Origin of the sequence: Cytobacillus purgationiresistens (assembly GCF_030813235.1) — a bacterium.
Lineage (GTDB): Bacteria > Bacillota > Bacilli > Bacillales > Cytobacillaceae > Cytobacillus > Cytobacillus purgationiresistens.
In genome coordinates this window covers 21,071-39,773 of record NZ_JAUSUB010000014.1, presented here as the reverse complement: position 1 = coordinate 39,773, position 18,703 = coordinate 21,071, and the positions used below count along the sequence as shown (strand labels likewise).

General features: G+C 35.8%; 22 protein-coding genes and 10 pseudogenes. All 32 read left to right on the top strand.

The genetic code is table 11. From position 1 onward, the window contains the following. The 32 genes and pseudogenes from J2S17_RS15655 (at position 1) to J2S17_RS15500 (ending at position 18,616) form a co-directional block, all read left to right on the top strand. Positions 1-372 carry a hypothetical protein gene (locus tag J2S17_RS15655; protein WP_307476402.1) on the top strand — a complete coding sequence of 124 codons (372 nt, stop codon included), beginning with the start codon at positions 1-3 and terminating at the stop codon, positions 370-372. Between the two features lie 30 nt (positions 373-402). After that, the gene (locus J2S17_RS15650; RefSeq protein ID WP_307476400.1) at positions 403-867 is read left to right on the top strand and encodes a hypothetical protein; all 465 of its coding nucleotides are present in this window, start codon (positions 403-405) and stop codon (positions 865-867) included. A gap of 85 nt (positions 868-952) precedes the next feature. Beyond that, complete coding sequence (locus tag J2S17_RS15645) at positions 953-1,327, top strand: hypothetical protein (RefSeq protein WP_307476398.1); 375 nt, start codon at positions 953-955, stop codon at positions 1,325-1,327. Positions 1,328-1,335: 8 nt separating this feature from the next. Next, positions 1,336-1,710, top strand: coding sequence for a hypothetical protein (locus J2S17_RS15640; protein ID WP_307476396.1), 375 nt, complete (start codon positions 1,336-1,338; stop codon positions 1,708-1,710). Beyond that, positions 1,706-2,623 (top strand): annotated as a pseudogene (locus J2S17_RS15635) (transposase); the annotation flags it as partial. The gene J2S17_RS15640 and the pseudogene J2S17_RS15635, both read left to right, overlap by 5 nt. A 257-nt stretch (positions 2,624-2,880) precedes the next feature. Continuing rightward, positions 2,881-3,021 (top strand): hypothetical protein, encoded by a 141-nt coding sequence (locus J2S17_RS15630; RefSeq protein WP_307476393.1) that lies wholly within the window; start codon positions 2,881-2,883, stop codon positions 3,019-3,021. A 9-nt stretch (positions 3,022-3,030) separates the two neighbouring features. After that, a complete protein-coding gene (locus J2S17_RS15625; protein WP_307476391.1) occupies positions 3,031-3,285 on the top strand; it encodes a DUF7660 family protein in 255 nt (84 codons plus the stop codon). 392 nt (positions 3,286-3,677) lie between these two features. Continuing rightward, positions 3,678-4,255: pseudogene (locus tag J2S17_RS15620) on the top strand (recombinase family protein). A gap of 147 nt (positions 4,256-4,402) precedes the next feature. Next, positions 4,403-5,629: pseudogene (locus tag J2S17_RS15615) on the top strand (IS110 family RNA-guided transposase). Between the two features lie 62 nt (positions 5,630-5,691). Further along, positions 5,692-6,009: pseudogene (locus tag J2S17_RS15610) on the top strand (T7SS effector LXG polymorphic toxin); the annotation flags it as partial. Positions 6,010-6,020: 11 nt separating this feature from the next. Then, entirely contained in the window at positions 6,021-6,416 is a 396-nt protein-coding gene (locus J2S17_RS15605; protein WP_307476389.1) for a CDI toxin immunity protein, read from the top strand. Positions 6,417-6,539: 123 nt separating this feature from the next. Further along, positions 6,540-6,905, top strand: coding sequence for a recombinase family protein (locus tag J2S17_RS28895; RefSeq protein WP_370875036.1), 366 nt, complete (start codon positions 6,540-6,542; stop codon positions 6,903-6,905). Positions 6,906-7,031: 126 nt separating this feature from the next. Beyond that, positions 7,032-7,629, top strand: a pseudogene (locus J2S17_RS15595) (IS110 family transposase); the annotation flags it as partial. 101 nt (positions 7,630-7,730) lie between these two features. Continuing rightward, a pseudogene (locus J2S17_RS29035) lies at positions 7,731-7,871 on the top strand (hypothetical protein); the annotation flags it as partial. A gap of 15 nt (positions 7,872-7,886) precedes the next feature. Continuing rightward, complete coding sequence (gene comJ / locus J2S17_RS15585) at positions 7,887-8,351, top strand: competence protein ComJ (protein WP_307476387.1); 465 nt, start codon at positions 7,887-7,889, stop codon at positions 8,349-8,351. 180 nt (positions 8,352-8,531) lie between these two features. Further along, the gene (locus tag J2S17_RS15580; RefSeq protein ID WP_307476385.1) at positions 8,532-8,726 is read left to right on the top strand and encodes a hypothetical protein; all 195 of its coding nucleotides are present in this window, start codon (positions 8,532-8,534) and stop codon (positions 8,724-8,726) included. Then, positions 8,723-9,049, top strand: coding sequence for an IS66 family insertion sequence element accessory protein TnpB (tnpB, locus tag J2S17_RS15575; RefSeq protein ID WP_307476384.1), 327 nt, complete (start codon positions 8,723-8,725; stop codon positions 9,047-9,049). The genes J2S17_RS15580 and tnpB overlap by 4 nt, the downstream gene beginning before the upstream one ends. 96 nt (positions 9,050-9,145) lie before the next feature. Then, on the top strand, positions 9,146-9,325 hold the full coding sequence (locus J2S17_RS15570) for a citrate synthase (RefSeq protein ID WP_307476382.1): 180 nt from the start codon (positions 9,146-9,148) through the stop codon (positions 9,323-9,325). 4 nt (positions 9,326-9,329) lie between these two features. Then, positions 9,330-9,578, top strand: a complete 249-nt coding sequence (locus J2S17_RS15565; protein ID WP_307476380.1) for a YxzC family protein — start codon at positions 9,330-9,332, stop codon at positions 9,576-9,578. 596 nt (positions 9,579-10,174) lie between these two features. Then, positions 10,175-10,747, top strand: coding sequence for an RHS repeat domain-containing protein (locus J2S17_RS15560; RefSeq protein ID WP_307476596.1), 573 nt, complete (start codon positions 10,175-10,177; stop codon positions 10,745-10,747). Positions 10,748-10,835: 88 nt separating this feature from the next. Next, a complete protein-coding gene (locus J2S17_RS15555; protein WP_307476378.1) occupies positions 10,836-11,435 on the top strand; it encodes a hypothetical protein in 600 nt (199 codons plus the stop codon). A gap of 21 nt (positions 11,436-11,456) precedes the next feature. Further along, positions 11,457-12,179 carry a DUF4272 domain-containing protein gene (locus tag J2S17_RS15550; RefSeq protein WP_307476377.1) on the top strand — a complete coding sequence of 241 codons (723 nt, stop codon included), beginning with the start codon at positions 11,457-11,459 and terminating at the stop codon, positions 12,177-12,179. 519 nt (positions 12,180-12,698) lie between these two features. Further along, positions 12,699-13,421, top strand: a pseudogene (locus J2S17_RS15545) (transposase); the annotation flags it as partial. 399 nt (positions 13,422-13,820) lie between these two features. Further along, the gene (locus J2S17_RS15540; protein WP_307476375.1) at positions 13,821-14,168 is read left to right on the top strand and encodes a transposase; all 348 of its coding nucleotides are present in this window, start codon (positions 13,821-13,823) and stop codon (positions 14,166-14,168) included. Between the two features lie 221 nt (positions 14,169-14,389). Beyond that, positions 14,390-15,046 (top strand): recombinase family protein, encoded by a 657-nt coding sequence (locus tag J2S17_RS15535; RefSeq protein ID WP_307476373.1) that lies wholly within the window; start codon positions 14,390-14,392, stop codon positions 15,044-15,046. Further along, positions 15,037-15,633: pseudogene (locus J2S17_RS15530) on the top strand (transposase); the annotation flags it as partial. The gene J2S17_RS15535 and the pseudogene J2S17_RS15530, both read left to right, overlap by 10 nt. Before the next feature lie 66 nt (positions 15,634-15,699). Beyond that, a complete protein-coding gene (locus tag J2S17_RS15525) occupies positions 15,700-16,026 on the top strand; it encodes an HNH/endonuclease VII fold putative polymorphic toxin (RefSeq protein ID WP_307476594.1) in 327 nt (108 codons plus the stop codon). Next, the gene (locus J2S17_RS15520; protein ID WP_307476371.1) at positions 16,010-16,507 is read left to right on the top strand and encodes a YxiF family protein; all 498 of its coding nucleotides are present in this window, start codon (positions 16,010-16,012) and stop codon (positions 16,505-16,507) included. Before J2S17_RS15525 ends, J2S17_RS15520 begins: the two co-directional genes overlap by 17 nt. Positions 16,508-16,510: 3 nt before the next feature. Beyond that, positions 16,511-16,678 (top strand): annotated as a pseudogene (locus tag J2S17_RS15515) (IS110 family RNA-guided transposase); the annotation flags it as partial. Between the two features lie 81 nt (positions 16,679-16,759). Beyond that, positions 16,760-17,050, top strand: coding sequence for an EndoU domain-containing protein (locus J2S17_RS15510; protein WP_307476592.1), 291 nt, complete (start codon positions 16,760-16,762; stop codon positions 17,048-17,050). 22 nt (positions 17,051-17,072) lie between these two features. After that, on the top strand, positions 17,073-17,321 hold the full coding sequence (locus J2S17_RS15505) for a MafI family immunity protein (protein WP_307476369.1): 249 nt from the start codon (positions 17,073-17,075) through the stop codon (positions 17,319-17,321). Between the two features lie 505 nt (positions 17,322-17,826). Then, a pseudogene (locus J2S17_RS15500) lies at positions 17,827-18,616 on the top strand (recombinase family protein). Positions 18,617-18,703 lie beyond the last annotated feature (87 nt).

Below are 18,703 nucleotides of genomic sequence, written 5' to 3'. Positions count from 1 at the left end.
ATGAAAGAGTGGTATAAAGGAACAGAATTAGAAAAGAAAATACCTAATTTCAAATTAACAAACGTAAAGTATATTACGGATTTCCATTATTATATTGGTTATAATTCTTATTATGACCAAGTATCATTCTTAGAAATAGACTTTCTATTAGAAGTGGATACAAGAAAGATTACTTTGAAAATGAAGTTTAGTGATGTTTCTTCTCTTGATTTATTAGGGTTTGGAAACAATTATAACCAATTAATGGGTTTTAGAATTATTGATTTAAGTAATAATGGTTTTGAAAAAAATAAAAAATATTTAGTAGAAGATTATGAGAACAACATTATTAAGTTTTACTGTGCAGGTTTAGAAGTGTTATCACTAGATTAAAAAAATGGAATTAATTACTTAATGTAGGATTTGGGCGGCTACGCACCAAAATGGCTCAAAAAACTCGGCAAAGGCGTCAAAAAAGCCGCCAAGGCAACCTACAACTTTGCCGTAGGCGACGAAATCCGCACCTTAAAAAGCAAGAAAACAAAATGGTACCAAAAAGCCGGAGCCACCATCAGCATCGCATCCAACTTCATCTCGGGTGGAGGCATTGCATCCAAAGCGATTAAAGCGGCAGTCAAAGGGACATCCAAAGCGGTAAAAGCAAGCAAAGCAGTAAAGAAAACAACGAAGGTAGTTAAAGCACTAGCCAAAAAAGCAGTCGCCAAAATCAATAAAAAACCAAAAACCGTCGCAGCCAAACCGATTCGAACGTCACCAAAGGTGGAGAGCAGGGCTAAGGTGAAAGTGGCGGCATCGGTGAAGTCCGCACCAAAGGCAAAACAAAGGTGGCACCGAAGCCGACTAGGGGCGTTACTTGGACTCGGGTAGAGAAGAGCGATGTTACTAAGGATAAAAAGATTGTATCAAGTGGTTCTGTGGATAGTTCTAATATTGAACCTAAACCCAACTTTTTATGAAATTGGATCTTCACTTGTTTGCGGGTAAGGGTACGGGTAATGTATCAAAAATAATTAATTCAAATAACCCAAACGATTACCTTAATGCAGCTTTAAAAAGACAAAACTTAGATAAGGCTCCAAGCAGCTTTAAAGAAAAGTGGTCCGAAGATGGTTTTAATTTTGAAGTAAGGGCACATCCTGCTGACCCTCGTTATGATAAAACAGGGAGTATTTATAGAGTAGCTAGAAGACAACAGGGAACGAATCCTGGCTCTAATCAAGGATACGGATGGGAGTATTTAGGTAGTGATGGGAAATGGTATCATTCAAGTGTTTTGAAGTCTGGTAATGATGCTGCTGCAAAAGCTACTCATATACAATTAAAGTAGGTGTAAAGATGGATATAGAAGAAGTAAAGCTAGTTGTCCAAGAAATTAATGATTTTATAAAAAGTGGTTTATGGTTTGATTTTGAAATAAAACAATATCTTGACGGCGAACTGTCTTTACATGGTGGATTAAGTTTAAGTTATCCAGATATTGAAATAAAATTTAAAGATATATTTTTTGTATCCCTCCCAATGATGTGGAAAACAGACACGAAAGAGACAATCTTAAATATACTAGAAGGAGAGGCTGAAAGAGAAATTAGCGAAAAGTTTCAGGTTGAGTATTTACATTATATTTTTAAATTTACACCTGAAGATTATCCAAGTAATTTTGGATGCATAATTGCAGCGAAGGAAATATCATATAACATTTTAAAAGAATAGCTGGGATGCGGAATGTGTAGCACGTATATTAGTGAACAAACTCGGCCAATTGCCAGACGCAAAACCAAATGATTTATTTTGGTCCATACAACAATTGGTTACTAGAAGAAATGCATTAGTAAAGGCACAAGGTGCTTTGAAGAACCAACTGCACATTCAATTGAACCACCATTATTCAAGCTATAAGAAGTTTTTCTCAGAGGTGGATGGAAAAACTGCATTGGCATTTTGGGAACGTTACCCGTCTCCATCTTGTTTAGAAGGTGTGAGTATAAAACAGTTGACTACCTTTTTATTAGATGTGAGCAACAATACTTGTTCGGTGAAAAAAGCGAATGAAATTTGGAAGCTAGTGAAAGAGGATGGGGGTACAACAAAAGAACATCAGGAGACAAGAAACTTTTTGGTTGAAAGCATTGTACGTCATATTTTATTTGGAAAGCAGGAAATTGGGATGGTGGAAAGAGAATTAAAAGAGTTAATGAGCTTACTAGACTTTCAACTAGACTCCAAGCCAGGGATTGACCTTGTGACGGCTTCTGCTTTAATTGCAGAGATAGGTGACGTACGCCGTTTTACAAATGCCAATAAATTAGCACGATTTGCGGGGATTGCACCTGTTTACTTTGGCTCTGGTGGGAAAGGTAAGGAACAAAAAAGCAAACAAGGCAATCGGGCGCTGCACGCTATATTTTACAACTTGGCTGTCCAACAAGTGCAAGTAGCAAAAGGAAGTAAGTTGCCTAGGAACCCAGTGTTTTATGTATACTATCAACGGAAGCTAAAAGAAGGCAAAACAAAGGGGCAAGAATTGGTTTGCATTATGAGAAGGCTTGTGAACATTGTTTATAGGATGATGAAGCACAAAACAGTTTATAAACTACCTGAAATAAAAGAGAATGAAATAGTTTAATATGGTTATAATTGGCTGACTTTTTTATTTTTAGCTTTTAAGATTACAACATAGGGTACGGGTAATACTCTAAATCCTAAAGACATTCATTTTCAAATTCTATTAAAAATAAAACTGGTAATTATACAGTCTTAGGAAATGCAGATGCATTAAAAGCAGGGACTCTTTCACCAACAGATTTAAAAACAATTAATGTTTGGAAAGATGATGCAGGTAAAGTATGGACTTTAGACCATCGAAGATTAGCTGCATTTAAATTGGCAGATATTAAAGAAATACCAGTCAATTGGGCTACAAAAGAGATGGTTAATAGTCAGATGTGGAAAATGACTACTAAAACAAATGGAACTTCAATAAGATTAAAGCTAGAAGATGGAACGAGTACTTTTATTAAATAGGAGGTAAACATGGAATTATATAAAGAATTACAACAAGTAAATAATAAGGAACAATTTACACAATTTATTTCTTCGTTAACAACAGATTTTAAACTAAAACCCGACGAATGGGAGAATAATGATATCGAGAGCTTTCTGCAAGGAGTAAAATCATGGGTAGAAGACATGGAGGGATATTATGAAAATAATAATCTCCCAATCCCTAAAGATATAGACTGGAATTATATTGCAACTATTTTTTATGTTGGAAAACTATATGAATAATGAATTGGAAAACCTTGATTGGCTATATGCCTTTCAAGGTTTTTTCACTTTAAGAACTTTATGTTTAAAAACAATATGACTTTAGAATTAAAAACTTATGATGGTTAGGAGAATTTCGAGATTGGTTGCAGTGAGATTTAAATATAACTACCAAAATTACTACTCGATTTAAATTTAAACACGAGAATGACAAAGCTCGTTGTGATAAATAAGGAAATACACTTGTACATAAGAAAATGAATGAATCAATAAAAGGAAAAGTTGTATGTTTGGCAGACATTGAATAATGCTTAAGTGAAATTCATAACTCATGAAGGTACAACCATCATGGAGTATGTAATAATGCTTGGAAGAACTGAACAAGAACGATTGACAGGGTGGGCTTACAGGAGATGTTGGCTCACCTTTCGTCTGTCCAAATTGATTATGTGGTGGTGCTCAATACAAGTCGAATATGGAGGTCAGATATTGTGAAAGTGCTGATTCAAAGAGAGCTGAAGAAATATGGCTGTGATATTAAAAGTATTGAACAACCATTTTACAGTATCCACAAGAAAGACCCCAACGACTTTTTGGTCAACGGGTTAATGGAGTTATTAGACCAATACCAACGGCTTGAAATTGCCCTCAAGCTAACGAAAGGGAGAAATAAAAAAGCAAAGGAAGGTGGGTATGCAGGAGGAAGGGTAACCTTTTTGGCTATCAGAAGCAAAAAGGTGAAAAGGAACTAATGATTCATAACTATCAAGCAAAGGCGGTAAAAAGATTATTTGAGCTTAAACAACTACATAAGAAATGGTCACTGTCTAGGTTGGCAGAAGCATAAAATGATGAAGGTTATCAAACAACGCAAGGTAAAGCATTTACAAAAGTACAAGTGAAACGTATTTTAGACCGAGAAAATTTTTATCAAGGGATATATACATACGGACAAATACAAGCAAATGGGGAACATGAAGCAATAATTTAAAAGGTTACCTATAAAAGGGACTCTTTTTCTTATAAGTTCTTCTGTAAGGTTGAAAATGGATAGGCTTTCGTACCAATGCGCACCGGATGGTGAAAGCTCGAACTAAGGTTGCCGGCATTTTCATTTAATTGAATAGGGGATGAGAAAATGCATGAAAAACAGAAACACTTGTATGTTGGAGTGGACTTGCATAAACAACACCATGTGGCAGTGATTATTAATTGTTGGCAAGAGAAACTAGGTGAATTAAAGTTTGAAAATAAATCTGCCGCCTTCTCCACGTTTTTACTGAATATTGATAAACTGATGGAAGAAGGATTAATACCAGTATTTGGTTTAGAAGATGTAGGTGGCTATTGACGATCGTTAGCACAGTTTTTAAACGATCATGGACAGGTTGTCAAAGAAGTAAACCCAGCTCTTTCATACGCTGAACGAAAAAGCCATATGACCATACAAAAGAGTGATAGCTGGGATGCAGAATGTGTGGCACGCATATTGGTAAATAAACTTGACCAATTGCCAGACGCTAAACCACATGATTTATTTTGGTCAATACAACAATTAGTAACTAGAAGAAATGCATTAGTAAAAGCACAAGTAGCATTAAAGAACCAACTGCACATTCCATTATCCAAGCTACAAAAAGTTTTTTTCAGAGGTAGATGGAAAAACAGCATTGGCGTTTTGGGAACGTTATCCTTCACCGTCTTGTTTAGAAGGTGTGAATGTAAAGCAATTGACCAAATTTTTATTAGAAGTAAGCAACAATACGTGTTCGGTGAAAAAAGCCAATGAAATATTGAAGCTAGTAAAAGAGGATGGGAATACAATAAAAGAACATCAAGGAACAAGAACCTTTTGGTAGAAAACATGGTGCGCCACATTTTATTTGGAAAGCAGGAAATCGGCAAGGTGGAAAGAGAATTAAAAGAGTTAATGAGTTTACTAGAATTTCAACTAGACTCCATGCCAGGGATTGAACTCGTCACAGCCTCTGCCTTAATTGCGGAGATTGGTGACGTTAGGCGTTTCCCAAATGCCAACAAATTAGCACGATTCGCGGGGATTGCGCCTGTATACTTTGGCTCTGGTGGAAAAGGAAAGATGCATAAAAGCAAACGCGGAAATCGGGCGTTACACGCTTTATTTTACAACCTAGCAGTCCAACAAGTGCAAGTAGCAAAGGGAAGTAAACTGCCAAGAAATTCAGTGTTCTACGAATATTACCAAAGGAAACAAGAAGAAGGTAAAACAAAGGGACAAGCATTAGTTTGTATTATGAGAAGGCTTGTGAATATTATATACGGATTGATGAAGTACAAAACAGCCTATGAATTGCCGATAATACCGGAGAAGGAAGAAGTTTTATAGGGTTTCAAAACAGTTGTTTCTTATTAGCAGCTTTTAAGATTACAACATAGGGTATAGGTAAAGGGGAACAAGTATTAGATAAAGTCAAGACATATGAACAGGCTAGAAATAAAGCGTTAGACCTAGTTGGGGATTTAGGACCAAATTCAAAGCCATATACAGGAACTCTTAAGTCAAGTGCTGGATATGGTAAAGTAGTTGGTAGGCAGTCTGCTGACGGAAAAGTAAGATGGCGATTAGATTATGACCCTAATAAGGGAACACATATAAACATTGAAGATTTTCGTAATGGTAAAGGGGCTAATGCTCGAAAAATAGTTGTTCCATTTGAGGGTAACGAAAGCACCTTTAAATCTTTATTAAAACATTTGAATAGATAAGGGGAGTTTGAATGAGTTTGCTTGATGAGTGTATTGAAGCTCTTGGTGAGAATGTACACATCTTATCTGATAGTAAGAAAGAGCAAGTACTAAGCAATTTTGAGAGTTCTTATCCATTTACTGAGTGGGGGCGTATAGAATGGGAGAATGTGGTTTTTTATGCTGAAGTGAATACAGTTGATGAGATAGTTTCCTTTTTAAACAAAAACATTGATGATTACAATAATGCTATATATGTAATTTGGGACGAAGGGACATTACCTATAATTCAATCTGATTTAGATAAGGTATTTGAAGTTATAGATGATGTTACTGCTGTAAGTTTTGATACATGGATATTTTCACCATCCTCAGGATATGTTATTGAGATATTTCATGATGGTAAAGTAAGAATAGGATTAAAGTAAAATTGTATTAACCCTCAGAAGAGATTTTATATTTCTCTTTTGAGGGTTTTTTATTAGTGACGGAGTGTCGAATAGATAGCTTTTTACTTAGAGGAGAGATATAACCCTTGTAAGCCCTATATGATGTTTTACCAAAAAAAAAGTACGTACAACACCTTTAAAACGTATGCCCTATTTAATGTATTCTACCTCATGAAATTAATCATAAAATCATCAGTTACCACCATTTCTATTCTTCAAAGCCATACCTTCGCTTTCCCTGCCTTGACCGTACAGCGAGTGTTTGACTTGAAGGAACAGTATTCTTTATGGTCTTTGACCAAGATAGCCGAACAATTGAATAAAGAAGGACATCAAACGAAACAAGGAAAGTTGTTTACCAAAGTCCAGATTAAACGGATTTTAGATAGAAAAGCGTTTTATAGTGGTTCATACCGCTATGGAGAGAAACAGCACATGGCAAACATCAAGCCATTTTATAACGGTTAATAGATAGAGAATGGATAGGCTTTCGTATCCTTGCAAGTCGGTTAGGACTAATGCTCAACCTAAGGTTGCCGACATTCTCTGTCTTGTATTATCCGTTCAAACGAATATAGGAGTGAGATTTTCTTGATGAAAAAAGACAAGTATATTTACGTAGGGTTAGATTTACATAAGTTTCAACATACAGCGGTCATCGTGAATTGTTGGTCGGAAAAATTAGGAGAGATGAACATTTTATATAAACCAATAGCGTTTCCTTTGCTAGTAGACTATGTAAATAGCTTTTTACAAGAAGGATTGACTCCTGTATTTGGATTAGAAGATGTGGGTGGCTATGGCATGATAGTTGGGACGCTCAATGTGTGGCGGACGTATTAAGTCGTAAGCTATCGTATTTACCTGACGCTACAACATCCGATATTCATTGGGTTATCGCTCAACTTGTGGGCAGAAGAAGTGCATAGTAAAAACTCAAACAGCAGTGAAAAATCAACTACACTTGCAATTACATTATCATTATCCAAGCTATAAGGAGTTCTTTTCAGAAGTCGATGGCAAAACGGCTTTAGCGTTTTGGGAAAGGTATGCCTCTCCTTCTGATTTGGTGGGGGAAACGGTAGAAGATTTACGCACATTTCTGTTAAAAGTAAGTAACAATACATGTTCGACTAAGAAAGCTGAACAGATACTCTCCCTCGTCCAAGCGGACGGAGCGGTAGAAAAGCAGATCATCCAGATATATTAACCATTGACCGTTCAGGTGCAAAATTACGAAGAAAAGATAGCTTAAGCGGTCTTGATTAAGTTCCAGGGAAGGATTTAGATGAATACCCACCAGCAATGTTTAAAGAGGGTGGTATGGGCGCAAGTGTAAGACCTGTTAGTCCATCTGATAACCGAGGTGCAGGTGCTTATTTAGGGAATAAGTTAAGAAATTATCCAGATGGAACAAGAGTAAGGCTTAGATAATGGAGGGATTATATAATGAGTGAGTTTTCTTTTGTGACTGAAATATATTATTCACAGATTGCATTGTTTCAGTATGGACTTGATAATCCTTTTAATGATTGGAATGAAACTCATGTAAATCAAGGGTTTTCGTGGAGAGATGGTTCAGTTTCCTTTGGGACGCTATCTAGTGATGGTGATTGTAAGATTATTGTGAAGTTGACTAAAAAAATAGAAATTGATGATACAATAAGAGCGATTGTTGTTCCTTTCAAAGTTGAAAAGGGTGGCATAGAGATAGGTTCAGTAATGGAAACAGTTGCAATTGATATACCTGAAGGGAATTATGAAATATTGTTTACAGCTAAAAGTGCAAATAGTACAGAGCACTATACATTTTCATTTATAGAATGTGAAAATCCTACTGCAAGAGTTTTGAAAGAAGATGATGAATTAAATTTACCTGATAATTTATTAATGGAAGCAAATCCAGCTATATAAAATTTATTGGACGGCTAATTCGATGTTAGCCGTCCATTTTTAGTGTAGTGCTGAATAAATAGCCTTTTATGTAAGAGTTAGAGTTAGGGATTGTACGTAAGCCCCCAATCAAACAACGCATATTAAACACGTAGCACCTCTTGGTATGATACTTAAATCAATCAAAGGAGGTGTATTTCTATGCCACATCAAAAATTAACCATCGTCCCCGTTACATTACATGCCGAAAACAAAAAATCTTTACCATCCTCTTCTTCTAAAGAATCCTTAGCTAGCATTTGTACGATCAAAACGGCTAACGCTGAAATATCCTTCTTTGGCGGCGTAGATGAGCGCATTATCCAAACCGTTATGAGGGAGATGAAGCATCTGTGAAATACGATTATACTAGTGTGGAAAATATCTACATCATTTGTGGGAAGACCGATATGCGAAAAGGCATCGATTGCCTTGCCACACTAATTCAGGATTCTTTTCAACTGGATCCGTATGGCGACTCCATTTTTTTGTTTTCTGGATGGAGTAAAGACCGTTATAAATGTTTGTATTTTGATGGTGATGGCTTCGCCATGCTTTATAAACGTTTGGATAACGGCAAACTGCAATGGCCAAAAGATGTAGTATCTTATTCTTCCATCCGACAGTTCTCTTACTCCTGCCTTACCATACTTTTCTGCCTGCTGATAATGTGTTTTTAATTTATCAAATTGAGCTGCACTATGTGCTGAATCCCTGTATCCTTAAGCATTGACCCAACATTAGGTGAGATAACTCCAGCTTCAAAAGCTGGGGAAATGGCAGGACGGCGAGTAGTAAGAGAATGGAACCCGTCAACAGGCCTAAAGAGAACATGGCATGAAACTGTAGACCATAATGGTACGATTAGACAAGTGAGACCTGATGTTAAATTTACTGGTGGAACAAAGGTTCATTACAGATTTGATAATAGTGGAGATTATATCGGAAAGTGGTGAGAAAATGAGACAACCAACTAGAGAAGAGATAATTAGTAAATTAAAACTTATTTTACAAGGAACAATATCTAGAGAAGAAGTTGCGGATTGGGCTTCAGAATATGTAATGCAGGATGAACCAAATATAACAGATGATATTATTTGGGAGCTCCTTCAAATTGTTTCGGGGGTGGACTTAAAAGCTAATCCAGATGAATATTTACATGTAGAACAAGATATTAAGGATTGGATAGACAAATATACTATTAAATAATAATGGATAAACCTTGATTGGCGATTGCCTTTCAAGGTTTTTTATTTCTTTTACAGTTTTAAATAGTAAGTAGGTTTACGAGATTAGTTACCAGTGTTTAAGATAATAAACGATTACCCTACTACTCAATTTATATTTGAAAACGAGAATGACAAAGCTCGTAAATGCTAAAGGTGGTAACAAACAGGTATATAAGGCAAGTGAATAAGTAGATACATGTGGTTTTTAATGAGACAAAACGAAGATGATTTTTTTCAGAATCGAGAGCTTATGAAGGTAGTACGATCATGGAGTAAATGTTTTAATGTTTGCATATTGTGAAAAGTACGATAATTAGACGAGGTGACATTTTACATGGCAGGGGTGGTTATGACATTACATAGTAACCAAAATGACAAAGTTTGTAATGATAAAAATGGGTAACGTGAAAGGATCATTTGGTGAGATAAGTTCTCAGAATCTTATTTTGTATGATATATACTTGTAATTTTTAAAACCTTGATTGTACTAAACGCCTTTCAACGTTTTTTTCTTGTGCTGAAGAGTTGTTATAGACCACTATCTAAACCTAATTGATCTTAACGCAATGAGCTTCCATTATAGATTCAAGCGGCCAGCTCCTAAGCTTTGAATATAAACACAAAAGCTATGACTATGTTTATAATCAACGCGGAGATATTGTCGCCATCACGGACGAGCATCAGAACGTCATTGCCAAATACACCTACGATGAATGGGGAAATATCCTTAAATCAGAAGGATTAACCGACATCGGCAAAGAAGTGGTCAAAGCCAATCCTTTCCGCTACGTAGGAAAATTCGGCGTCCAATATGATGAAGACACCAAGCACTACTTCATGGGCTGGCGCGAATACGATGCGAAAATCGGCCGATTCCTAGTGGCAGATGAATACGAAGGGGAAGACGACAACCCAATCTCATTCAACCGCTACCTATACGCGGAATCCGCCCCAGTCAACAACATCGATCCGGAAGGCTACGCACCAAAATGGCTGAAAAAGCTCAGCAAGGGCGTCAAAAAAGCCGCCAAGGCAACCTACAACTTTGCCGTAGGCGACGACATCCGTTCCTTAAAACTTCATCCCGGGCGGAGGCATTGCATCCAAAGCCATCAAAGCGGCAGTCAAAGGGACGTCCAAAGCTTATAAAGCAAGTAAGGCAGTTAAGAAAACAACGAAGGTAGTCAGAGCACCAGCCAAAAAAGTAGTCGCCAAAGTCAATAAAAAACCAAAAACCGTGGCAGCCAAACCGATCCGAACGTCACCTAAGGTGAAAGCGACGGCATCGGTGAAGTCCGCACCAAAGGCGAAAACAAAGGTGGCGCCAAAACCGAAGCGAACCGTCGTTACCAGGATGGAAAAAGCAAAGATTGTCCAGGCATCAAAAGGCTCGCCTAAGGGTGGTTCATCAAGTGCAGGTAATCCATCTTCATCAAATAAACAGATTATGGACGATGCGGATGATGGTGGTAAGGGTACGGGTAACTCTATAGGAAATGGGAAACAATACAGCACTTTATATGAGGCAAATATAGGTAATGGTGCATCAAGAAGTGCCCATCGAAATGCAGCTAATAAAGAATTTTATAATCAAATGGCTAATGACGCTCAATTTAAGAATGCAGTAGACGATTTCTTTGATTATGATGTAATGGGACATATGAAGAGTGGTAAGAGTGCATTGAAGAATCCATCTAAGGATTGGGCTTGGCATCATTCAGCGGACACACCAGGTGTAGTTAGACTAGTTCCTAAAAATCAACACCAAAGCCCATTATTGCAAGATATTTTACATCCTGGTCCTAATGGTCAAGGTGGATTTGGATTATTTAAATAGAAAGGAAGATGAGGAATTAAAATGAAAAATGCTAAAGAAATTGCAACTAGAGCTATTATATTATTGTGTCTCTCCGACAGATGTGCCTTAGAAAGAACGACAATTGGAGGAAGAGTATACACCTTAAAACAAAGAGACGAGCAGAGGAAAGCTATATATAAATGGTTGCAAGATAAAGGTTACAATACCTCACTGACTTTGGATGAAAAATTGTTATTTGAGCAAGAAGTAGGTAAAGGAAATAAAGATGAAATTCTCTCAAAACAAATTCAATATGAATCAATTGAACCTTGTTTATGGTCACTGGGACTTGTAGATAAACTATCTGAATATGATAGATTAGTTTCGGAGGATTTTCATCCTTTGTTAGAGATAGGTGGGACGCATTCATTAGAAAAACTTTTAACTAAATGTCGTTTAAGGGTGTTTGATGATATAGTCCTACAAAATGAAATATCTATGCTTTGGCATTGGAGAACAAGAGAAGCAAATAATTCAATTTTTAACCTAAAGCCTGCAAAGGAGACAATAGTATCTACTTTTGGGAGACAATATATGCAGGTTATAGATAGCATGCAAGCATTTAAGAATGATCAGGATGATTTTATTGTAAATAATAAAGCTTTTAATGATTTAAATTCAGAAGAGATGAATCGTATGAAATTTATTGCACAATGGAGACATCATGCTTTTGAATGGATAGTGGGAGATAAAGCATGGGATGAGGTAGAGTTGAATACGTAAAATTATGTTTAAAGACTACCTTGCAAAAGACCTTGATTGGCTATATGCCTTTCAAGGTTTTTTAAAATTTATTTTATATTAATTCAGCTGATATTTGAGTGAGACAAAAAAAATGATTTGTTTGAGAATCGAAAGCTCATGAAGGTAGTACCATCATGGAGTTTGGTTTTAATACTAGGATAATGTGACAAGTCCGATAATTAGGCGAGATGACATTTTACATGGCAGGGATAGTTATTGTATGGAATGGCTAAAAAACTAACGAGATTGACAAAGCTCGTGGCGATAAACAATGGGTAAAGTAAAAAGGTGTTCGTACTCTGTGTTTGCTCATAAAATATTAGGTTGTATTTTTACTAGAGACGGTCGTATAATACTCGCTATTCGTTTAAAAAGCGTTACATAAATTTTAATTTTTGTAACGGGAGGGTTAAAAAGTTGAACGTTGTTGGGTATATACGAGTCTCGACTCAAGGGCAAGCTAGAGATGGATACAGCTTGAAATATCAAGAGGATGAAAGCTACAAAAAGTTTTTTTCAGAGGTGGACGGGAAAACAGCATTGGCATTGTGGGAGCGATATCCTTCACCTCCATGTTTAGATGGTGTAAGTACAAAGAACTTGACCAATTTTTTATTAAAAGCTAGTAACAATACCTGTTCGATGAAAAAAGAAAATAAGATAGTTAAGTTGGTGAAAGAAGATGGATGCACAACGAAAGAACATCAAGAAACACGGGATTTTTTAGTTAGAAGTATTGTCAGAGACATTTTGTTTAAAAAGCAGGAAATAAGCTATGTAGAAAAAGAATTAAAAGAGTTAATGAGTTTACTAGACTTTCAATTAGGTACAATCTCAGGTATTGAACTTGTTACAGCCTCTGCATTAATTGCAGAGATAGGTGATATACGTCGTTTTCTAAATGCTGGTAAATTAGCAAGATTTGCGGGTATTGCGCCTGTTTACTTTGGTTCTGGTGGGAAAGGCAAGGAACAAAAAAGCAAACAGGGAAATAGGGCGCTACATGGTTTATTTTATAATTTGGCAGTTCAGCAAGTGCAAGTAGCAAAAGGAAGTAAACGGTCACGGAATCCAGAATTCTATGCATATTACAAAAAGAAACTAAAAGAAGGCAAAACAAAAGGTCAGGCATTGGCATGTATTAAGAGAAGACTTTTGAATATTGTATATGGGATGATGAAGCATAAAACAGCCTATGAACTACCTGATATAAAAGAGTAAGAAGTAGTTTAATAAGGTGATAAATGGCTGACTTTTTTTATTTATAGATTTTAAGATTATAACATAGGGTACGGGTAAATATCAAGTTGGAGCTCATAAAGATATTAAAGGAGTAGAGGGACTTGATGCACATCACGCAGGACAGAAGGCAGCAATAAAGAAATTTGTAGATAATTATGATTTAAATACTGCACCTGCAATAAATGTTCCAAAGGTGGGTCACACCAAAAGGGCCTAATGGAATAGTTTCAAGAAGTACATAAGGAATAGATAATCCTAGACAGTTATTGGCAAGAGATATTAGGGAACTTAGAAGAGTCAATGATGACATACCGAATTCAAAATTAAAAGAACTAATTGAGTTAAATAAAAAAATGTATCCAGAAATGAGGAAATAATATGAATGAAATTTTTGTTAAGTCACTTTATGAGTCTGTAGTTAAAGAGAACCTTCAACTATACAAAAATTTGTATGAGACAACGAATGTTACTCCTAAAACAGATAATTATTGGAAAGAAGCTGGTTTTTACAATAGTTTATCTGATGAAAATAAAGATATTTTAATGACGATAATTGAACAAACCATGATTGATACCATTTCAAACATGCTAGGAATAATTGATGGAAGCTCAACTTTAAAAGGTTGTTCGTTAGAACCAAAACTACTGCTGGATTCTATTGATACAGAAGGAGAACTACAAGATTCGTTTTTAGAATTCATAGAAGAAAGAGATAGTAACAGCTAATTGGAATTATATAACAGAGGTTCGCATAAAGAGCACAATAAAATATTTAAATAGTTAAACAAGCTCGTGGCGATAAACAATGGGAAAAGTGAAAGAGTGTTTTACATGGCATCGACTTTTAAATTGTGGTTGTATTTTTACTAGAGACGGTCGTATAATACTCGCTATTCGTTTAAAAAGCGTTACAACAATTAAAATTTATGTAACGGGAGGGTGAAAAGTTGAACGTTCTTGGGTATATACGAGTTTCAACACAAGGGCAAGCGAAAGATGGATACAGTTTGAAATATCAGGAAGCTGAAATTAAAGCATATTGTAAAGAACAAGGCTGGAACTTGTTACATATTTTTAGAGATGAAGGAATTAGTGGAGCAAAACTGAATGAAGAAGCATTAGAAATAGACAGGGTGGGCTTACAAGAAATGTTGGCTCACCTTTCGTCTGTCCAAATAGATTATGTGGTCGTGCTCAATACAAGTCGATTATGGCGGTCAGATGTTGTGAAAGTGCTGATACATCGAGAGTTGAAGAAATATGGCTGTGATATTAAAAGTATTGAACTACCATTCTATAGTATCCATAAGAAAGACCCGAACGACTTTCTGGTGAATGGCTTAATGGAGTTATTAGACCAATATCAACGACTTGAAATAGCACTGAAGCTAACAAAAGGAAGAAATAAAAAAGCGAAGGAAGGTGGTTATGCAGGAGGAAGGGCAACATTTGGCTACATGAAACAAAAAGGTGAAAAAGAACTAATGATACATGATAGTCAGGCAGAAGCAGTTAAACGGGTGTTTGAGCTTAAGGAACTACATAAGAAATGGTCTTTATCCAGGTTAGCAAATGCCTTAAATGAAGAATGCCGTGTTCAGTGAAAAAAGCGAATGAGATACTAGAGCTAGTGAAAACAGACGGGCTAACAAAGAAAGAACACCAAGAAACACGTGACTTCCTAGTGAGAAGCATTTTCCGAGACATTTCTTTTAAAAAGCAGGAAATGAGCTATGTGGAAAGAGAATTAAAAGAGTTAATGAGCTTACTAGATTTTCAACTGGACTCCATGCCAGGCATTGACCTCGTAACAGCTTCCGCTTTAATTGCAGAGATAGGTGACGTAAGAAGCTTTCCAAATGCCAACAAATTAGCACGATTTGCGGGGATTGCGCCTGTTTACTTTGGCTCTGGTGGGAAAGGTAAGGAACAAAAAAGCAAACAGGGAAATAGGACGCTGCACGCCTTATTTTATAACTTAGCCGTACAGCAAGTGCAAGTAGCAAAAGGAAGTAAACTGCCAAGAAACCCAGTATTTCATGCTTATTACCAACGAAAGCTTAAAGAAGGTAAAACAAAAGGACAAGCATTGGTTTGCATTATGAGAAGGCTTGTAAACATTATCTATGGCATGATGAAGCATAAAACAGCCTATGAATTACCTGAAATAAAAGAGAAAGATTTAGTTTAATAATGTTATAAATGGCTGACTATTTTATTTATAGCTTTTAAGATTACAACATAGGGTACGGATGAAATTGATAAGGTATTAACAAAAAATGGAGCATTTAGGGATGCAAAGAGAAGGGCGGGAATACCTAACTCTACTCAGCACAAGAAACCTGTCGATGTTTATGATGGAACAACTGAAAATAGAAGAGTATATGAATTTGATGTAGATGGTAAGAAAAAATATATCATAGAGCACAGAGAGGATAAATTCGGGAGAGGTCCTCACTTTCATGGTGCTGACGATTTGAAGGGAACCCATTGGAAAAAGGAAGATATAATCAGTATCCTAGACATTCCCCGGAAGATTTTGTTGATAATAAAAAGAAGGATCGACCATGAGAAAGGTGTTTAATTTGAGTGACGAAAGAAAAACAAAAATGGAGCTGTTAAAAAGAAAAAGTAGAAGAAAGAATTTGGTAAAAGAAATAAACTTCATGAATCTTACAGAGGAACCATTTTTAGATATTGAAGATAACGATTTATTTTTTAAGAATGTGTTTTCGTTACTTAACACAAGGGAAAATAAGATTCAATTGCAAGGAGATAACTATAAAGAACATATTCAAAAATCTATACATTTGTTAAATGAGACTATTAATAGTATCGAAGTAACCCCAAAACAAGGAAGACTATTGTTTTTTAGAGAAAATGAAATAGAAGCAGTGTTGGTTAATGTTAATGAAGTATTTAGTCACTTAAATGAAATTATTGAGTTAACAAAGTTTTCAGTTGGATATGGAGATTTTATCCTAATTGCAGAAGATTTTAATTTTGGTTTGTGTATTGAACGAACGGAATATTTTTATGAGCTAAGTGTTTGGGGACTATCATAATGAAAAAACCCAGTGTTTCATGCATACTATCAAAAGAAACTTAAAGAGGGCAAAACAAAAGGACAAGCATTGGTGTGCATTATGAGAAGACTAGTGAACATTATATATGGAATGATGAAGCATAAAACAGCTTATGAATTACCTGAAATAAAAGAGAAAGATTTAGTTTAATAATGTTATAAATGGCTGACTATTTTATTTATAGATTTTAAGATTACAACATAGGGTACGGTAAAAAGTGATTTTGTAAATATAGCTAGTGAACAACGGACAAAGCATATACTTTACGGAGATAAAACAGGTGGTGGTCATTTATGGCCTGGAACTGGAGACCCTAAAAAAACACTATTCCCTAAAAACTGGAATGCAGACAGGGTAATGCACAATGTTTCAGATATTGCTACTGACCCTAAACTAAATTGGAACAAGGGAAGAATCGTCAAGGGTATACAAAGATATGAGGTAACAGGAATTAGAGATGGAATTAACATAAAGGTAATTACAGATGGAAGAGATATAATTACTGCATTCCCTATTAAATAATTGATTCAAGGATGTGTAAATTATGGAGTTAAATAATCTTTTAAAAGAAATAGTAAAAAATATTACCAATTTTCCTTTGAAAGATGAAAAGGATATACTAGAGTTTATAGAACACGAAGAGTGGGGAATAGCTTTAGAAACAATATGTAGTGTGATTGAACAAGAGGATATATCCGTTCATAAAGATATTTTTAGTAAAATTGAAGAAACTGGAATATACATGGAAATGGATAAATCAGTTTGGGAAGAAATAAGTAAACAAATTAGATAAAAGGTGTTTGTGTTAAGAGAAAAGTATTTTTCTAGTAATACCATATTTTAATGAGGGTGTCCCAAAGGTCTTTTTTAGGGGCACCCCTTTTTTGATTAAAAGAGTTTATGGTTAAAAATATCTAATATGTGAATAAAAAGAGTATGGTGGGAAGTAGACGTACAAGTGGGAAAAAACGAGCAAAGAATTTTTGAAGATAGAAAGCTCATGAAGGTTGTACCTTCATGGGTTATAGTTTTACTATTTGGATAGGGCGAGAAGAACGAGAATCGGGTGAGATGACATTTTTCTTGGCAGGGGTAGTTATGACATGGCATAGGCTAACAGACTAACGAGATCGTACAAGCTCGTGGCGATAAACAAAGGGTATCGTGAAAGAGTGTTCTTATATTGCCTTGGCTTTTATATTTTGGGTTGTATTTTTACTAGAGACGGTCGTATAATACTCGCTATTCGTTATTAAGCGTTACAAAAATTAAAATTTATGTAACGGGAGGGTGAGAAGTTGAACGTTGTTGGGTATATACGAGTCTCGACTCAAGGGCAAGCCAAAGATGGATATAGCTTAAAATATCAAGAAGAGGAAATGAAAACATACTGCGAAGAACAAGGATGGAACTTGGTACATATTTTTAGAGATGAAAGAATTAGCGGTGCCAAATTAAATGAAGAAGCATTAGAAATAGACAGGGTGGGCTTACAGGAAATGTTGGCTCACCTTTCGTCTGTCCCAATTGATTATGTGATAGTGCTTAATACAAGCCGATTATGGCGGTCGGATATTGTCAAGGTGCTCATACAACGAGATTTAAAGAAATATGGTTGTGAGATTAAAAGCATTGAACAGCCTACTTACAGTATCCATAAGAAAGACCCAAACGACTTTTTGGTCAATGGCTTAATGGAATTTTTAGATCAATACCAACGGCTTGAGATAGCCCTTAAGCTAACAAAAGGAAGAAATAAAAAAGCGAAAGAAGGTGGTTATGCAGGAGGACGAACAACATTTGGCTATCAGAAACAGAAGGGGGAAAAGGAACTTACTATCCATCATGGACAAGCAGAAGTGGTGAAACGAGTGTTTGCGTTGAAACAAGTATACAAGCGTATGTCCTTATCTAAGTTGGCAGAGGAATTAAATAACGAAGGGTATACAACCACACTAGGGAAATCTTTTACAAAAGTACAAGTGAAACGCATTTTAGACAGACAAAGCTTTTATCAAGGGCTTTATACATAGTGGAAACATACAAGCAAATGGCAAACATGAAGCAATTATTTCAAACATGACTTAAAAATGGTGCTCATTTTCTTATAGGTTGTTGTGTAACAATGAAAATGGATAGGCTTTCGTACCAATGCGCACCGAAAGGTGAACGCTC

What these genes read in the sequence shown, in the direction of transcription:
- J2S17_RS15655 (WP_307476402.1), top strand. Translation starts at nt 1, where the DNA reads ATGAAAGAGTGGTATAAAGGAACAGAATTAGAAAAGAAAATACCTAAT.
- J2S17_RS15540 (WP_307476375.1), top strand. Translation starts at nt 13,821, where the DNA reads ATGAATGAAATTTTTGTTAAGTCACTTTATGAGTCTGTAGTTAAAGAG.
- J2S17_RS15520 (WP_307476371.1), top strand. Translation starts at nt 16,010, where the DNA reads ATGAGAAAGGTGTTTAATTTGAGTGACGAAAGAAAAACAAAAATGGAG.
- J2S17_RS15605 (WP_307476389.1), top strand. Translation starts at nt 6,021, where the DNA reads ATGAGTTTGCTTGATGAGTGTATTGAAGCTCTTGGTGAGAATGTACAC.
- J2S17_RS15550 (WP_307476377.1), top strand. Translation starts at nt 11,457, where the DNA reads ATGAAAAATGCTAAAGAAATTGCAACTAGAGCTATTATATTATTGTGT.
- comJ (WP_307476387.1), top strand. Translation starts at nt 7,887, where the DNA reads ATGAGTGAGTTTTCTTTTGTGACTGAAATATATTATTCACAGATTGCA.
- J2S17_RS15625 (WP_307476391.1), top strand. Translation starts at nt 3,031, where the DNA reads ATGGAATTATATAAAGAATTACAACAAGTAAATAATAAGGAACAATTT.
- J2S17_RS15580 (WP_307476385.1), top strand. Translation starts at nt 8,532, where the DNA reads ATGCCACATCAAAAATTAACCATCGTCCCCGTTACATTACATGCCGAA.
- J2S17_RS15645 (WP_307476398.1), top strand. Translation starts at nt 953, where the DNA reads ATGAAATTGGATCTTCACTTGTTTGCGGGTAAGGGTACGGGTAATGTA.
- J2S17_RS28895 (WP_370875036.1), top strand. Translation starts at nt 6,540, where the DNA reads ATGTTTTACCAAAAAAAAAGTACGTACAACACCTTTAAAACGTATGCC.
- J2S17_RS15640 (WP_307476396.1), top strand. Translation starts at nt 1,336, where the DNA reads ATGGATATAGAAGAAGTAAAGCTAGTTGTCCAAGAAATTAATGATTTT.
- J2S17_RS15505 (WP_307476369.1), top strand. Translation starts at nt 17,073, where the DNA reads ATGGAGTTAAATAATCTTTTAAAAGAAATAGTAAAAAATATTACCAAT.
- J2S17_RS15570 (WP_307476382.1), top strand. Translation starts at nt 9,146, where the DNA reads ATGGCAGGACGGCGAGTAGTAAGAGAATGGAACCCGTCAACAGGCCTA.
- J2S17_RS15565 (WP_307476380.1), top strand. Translation starts at nt 9,330, where the DNA reads ATGAGACAACCAACTAGAGAAGAGATAATTAGTAAATTAAAACTTATT.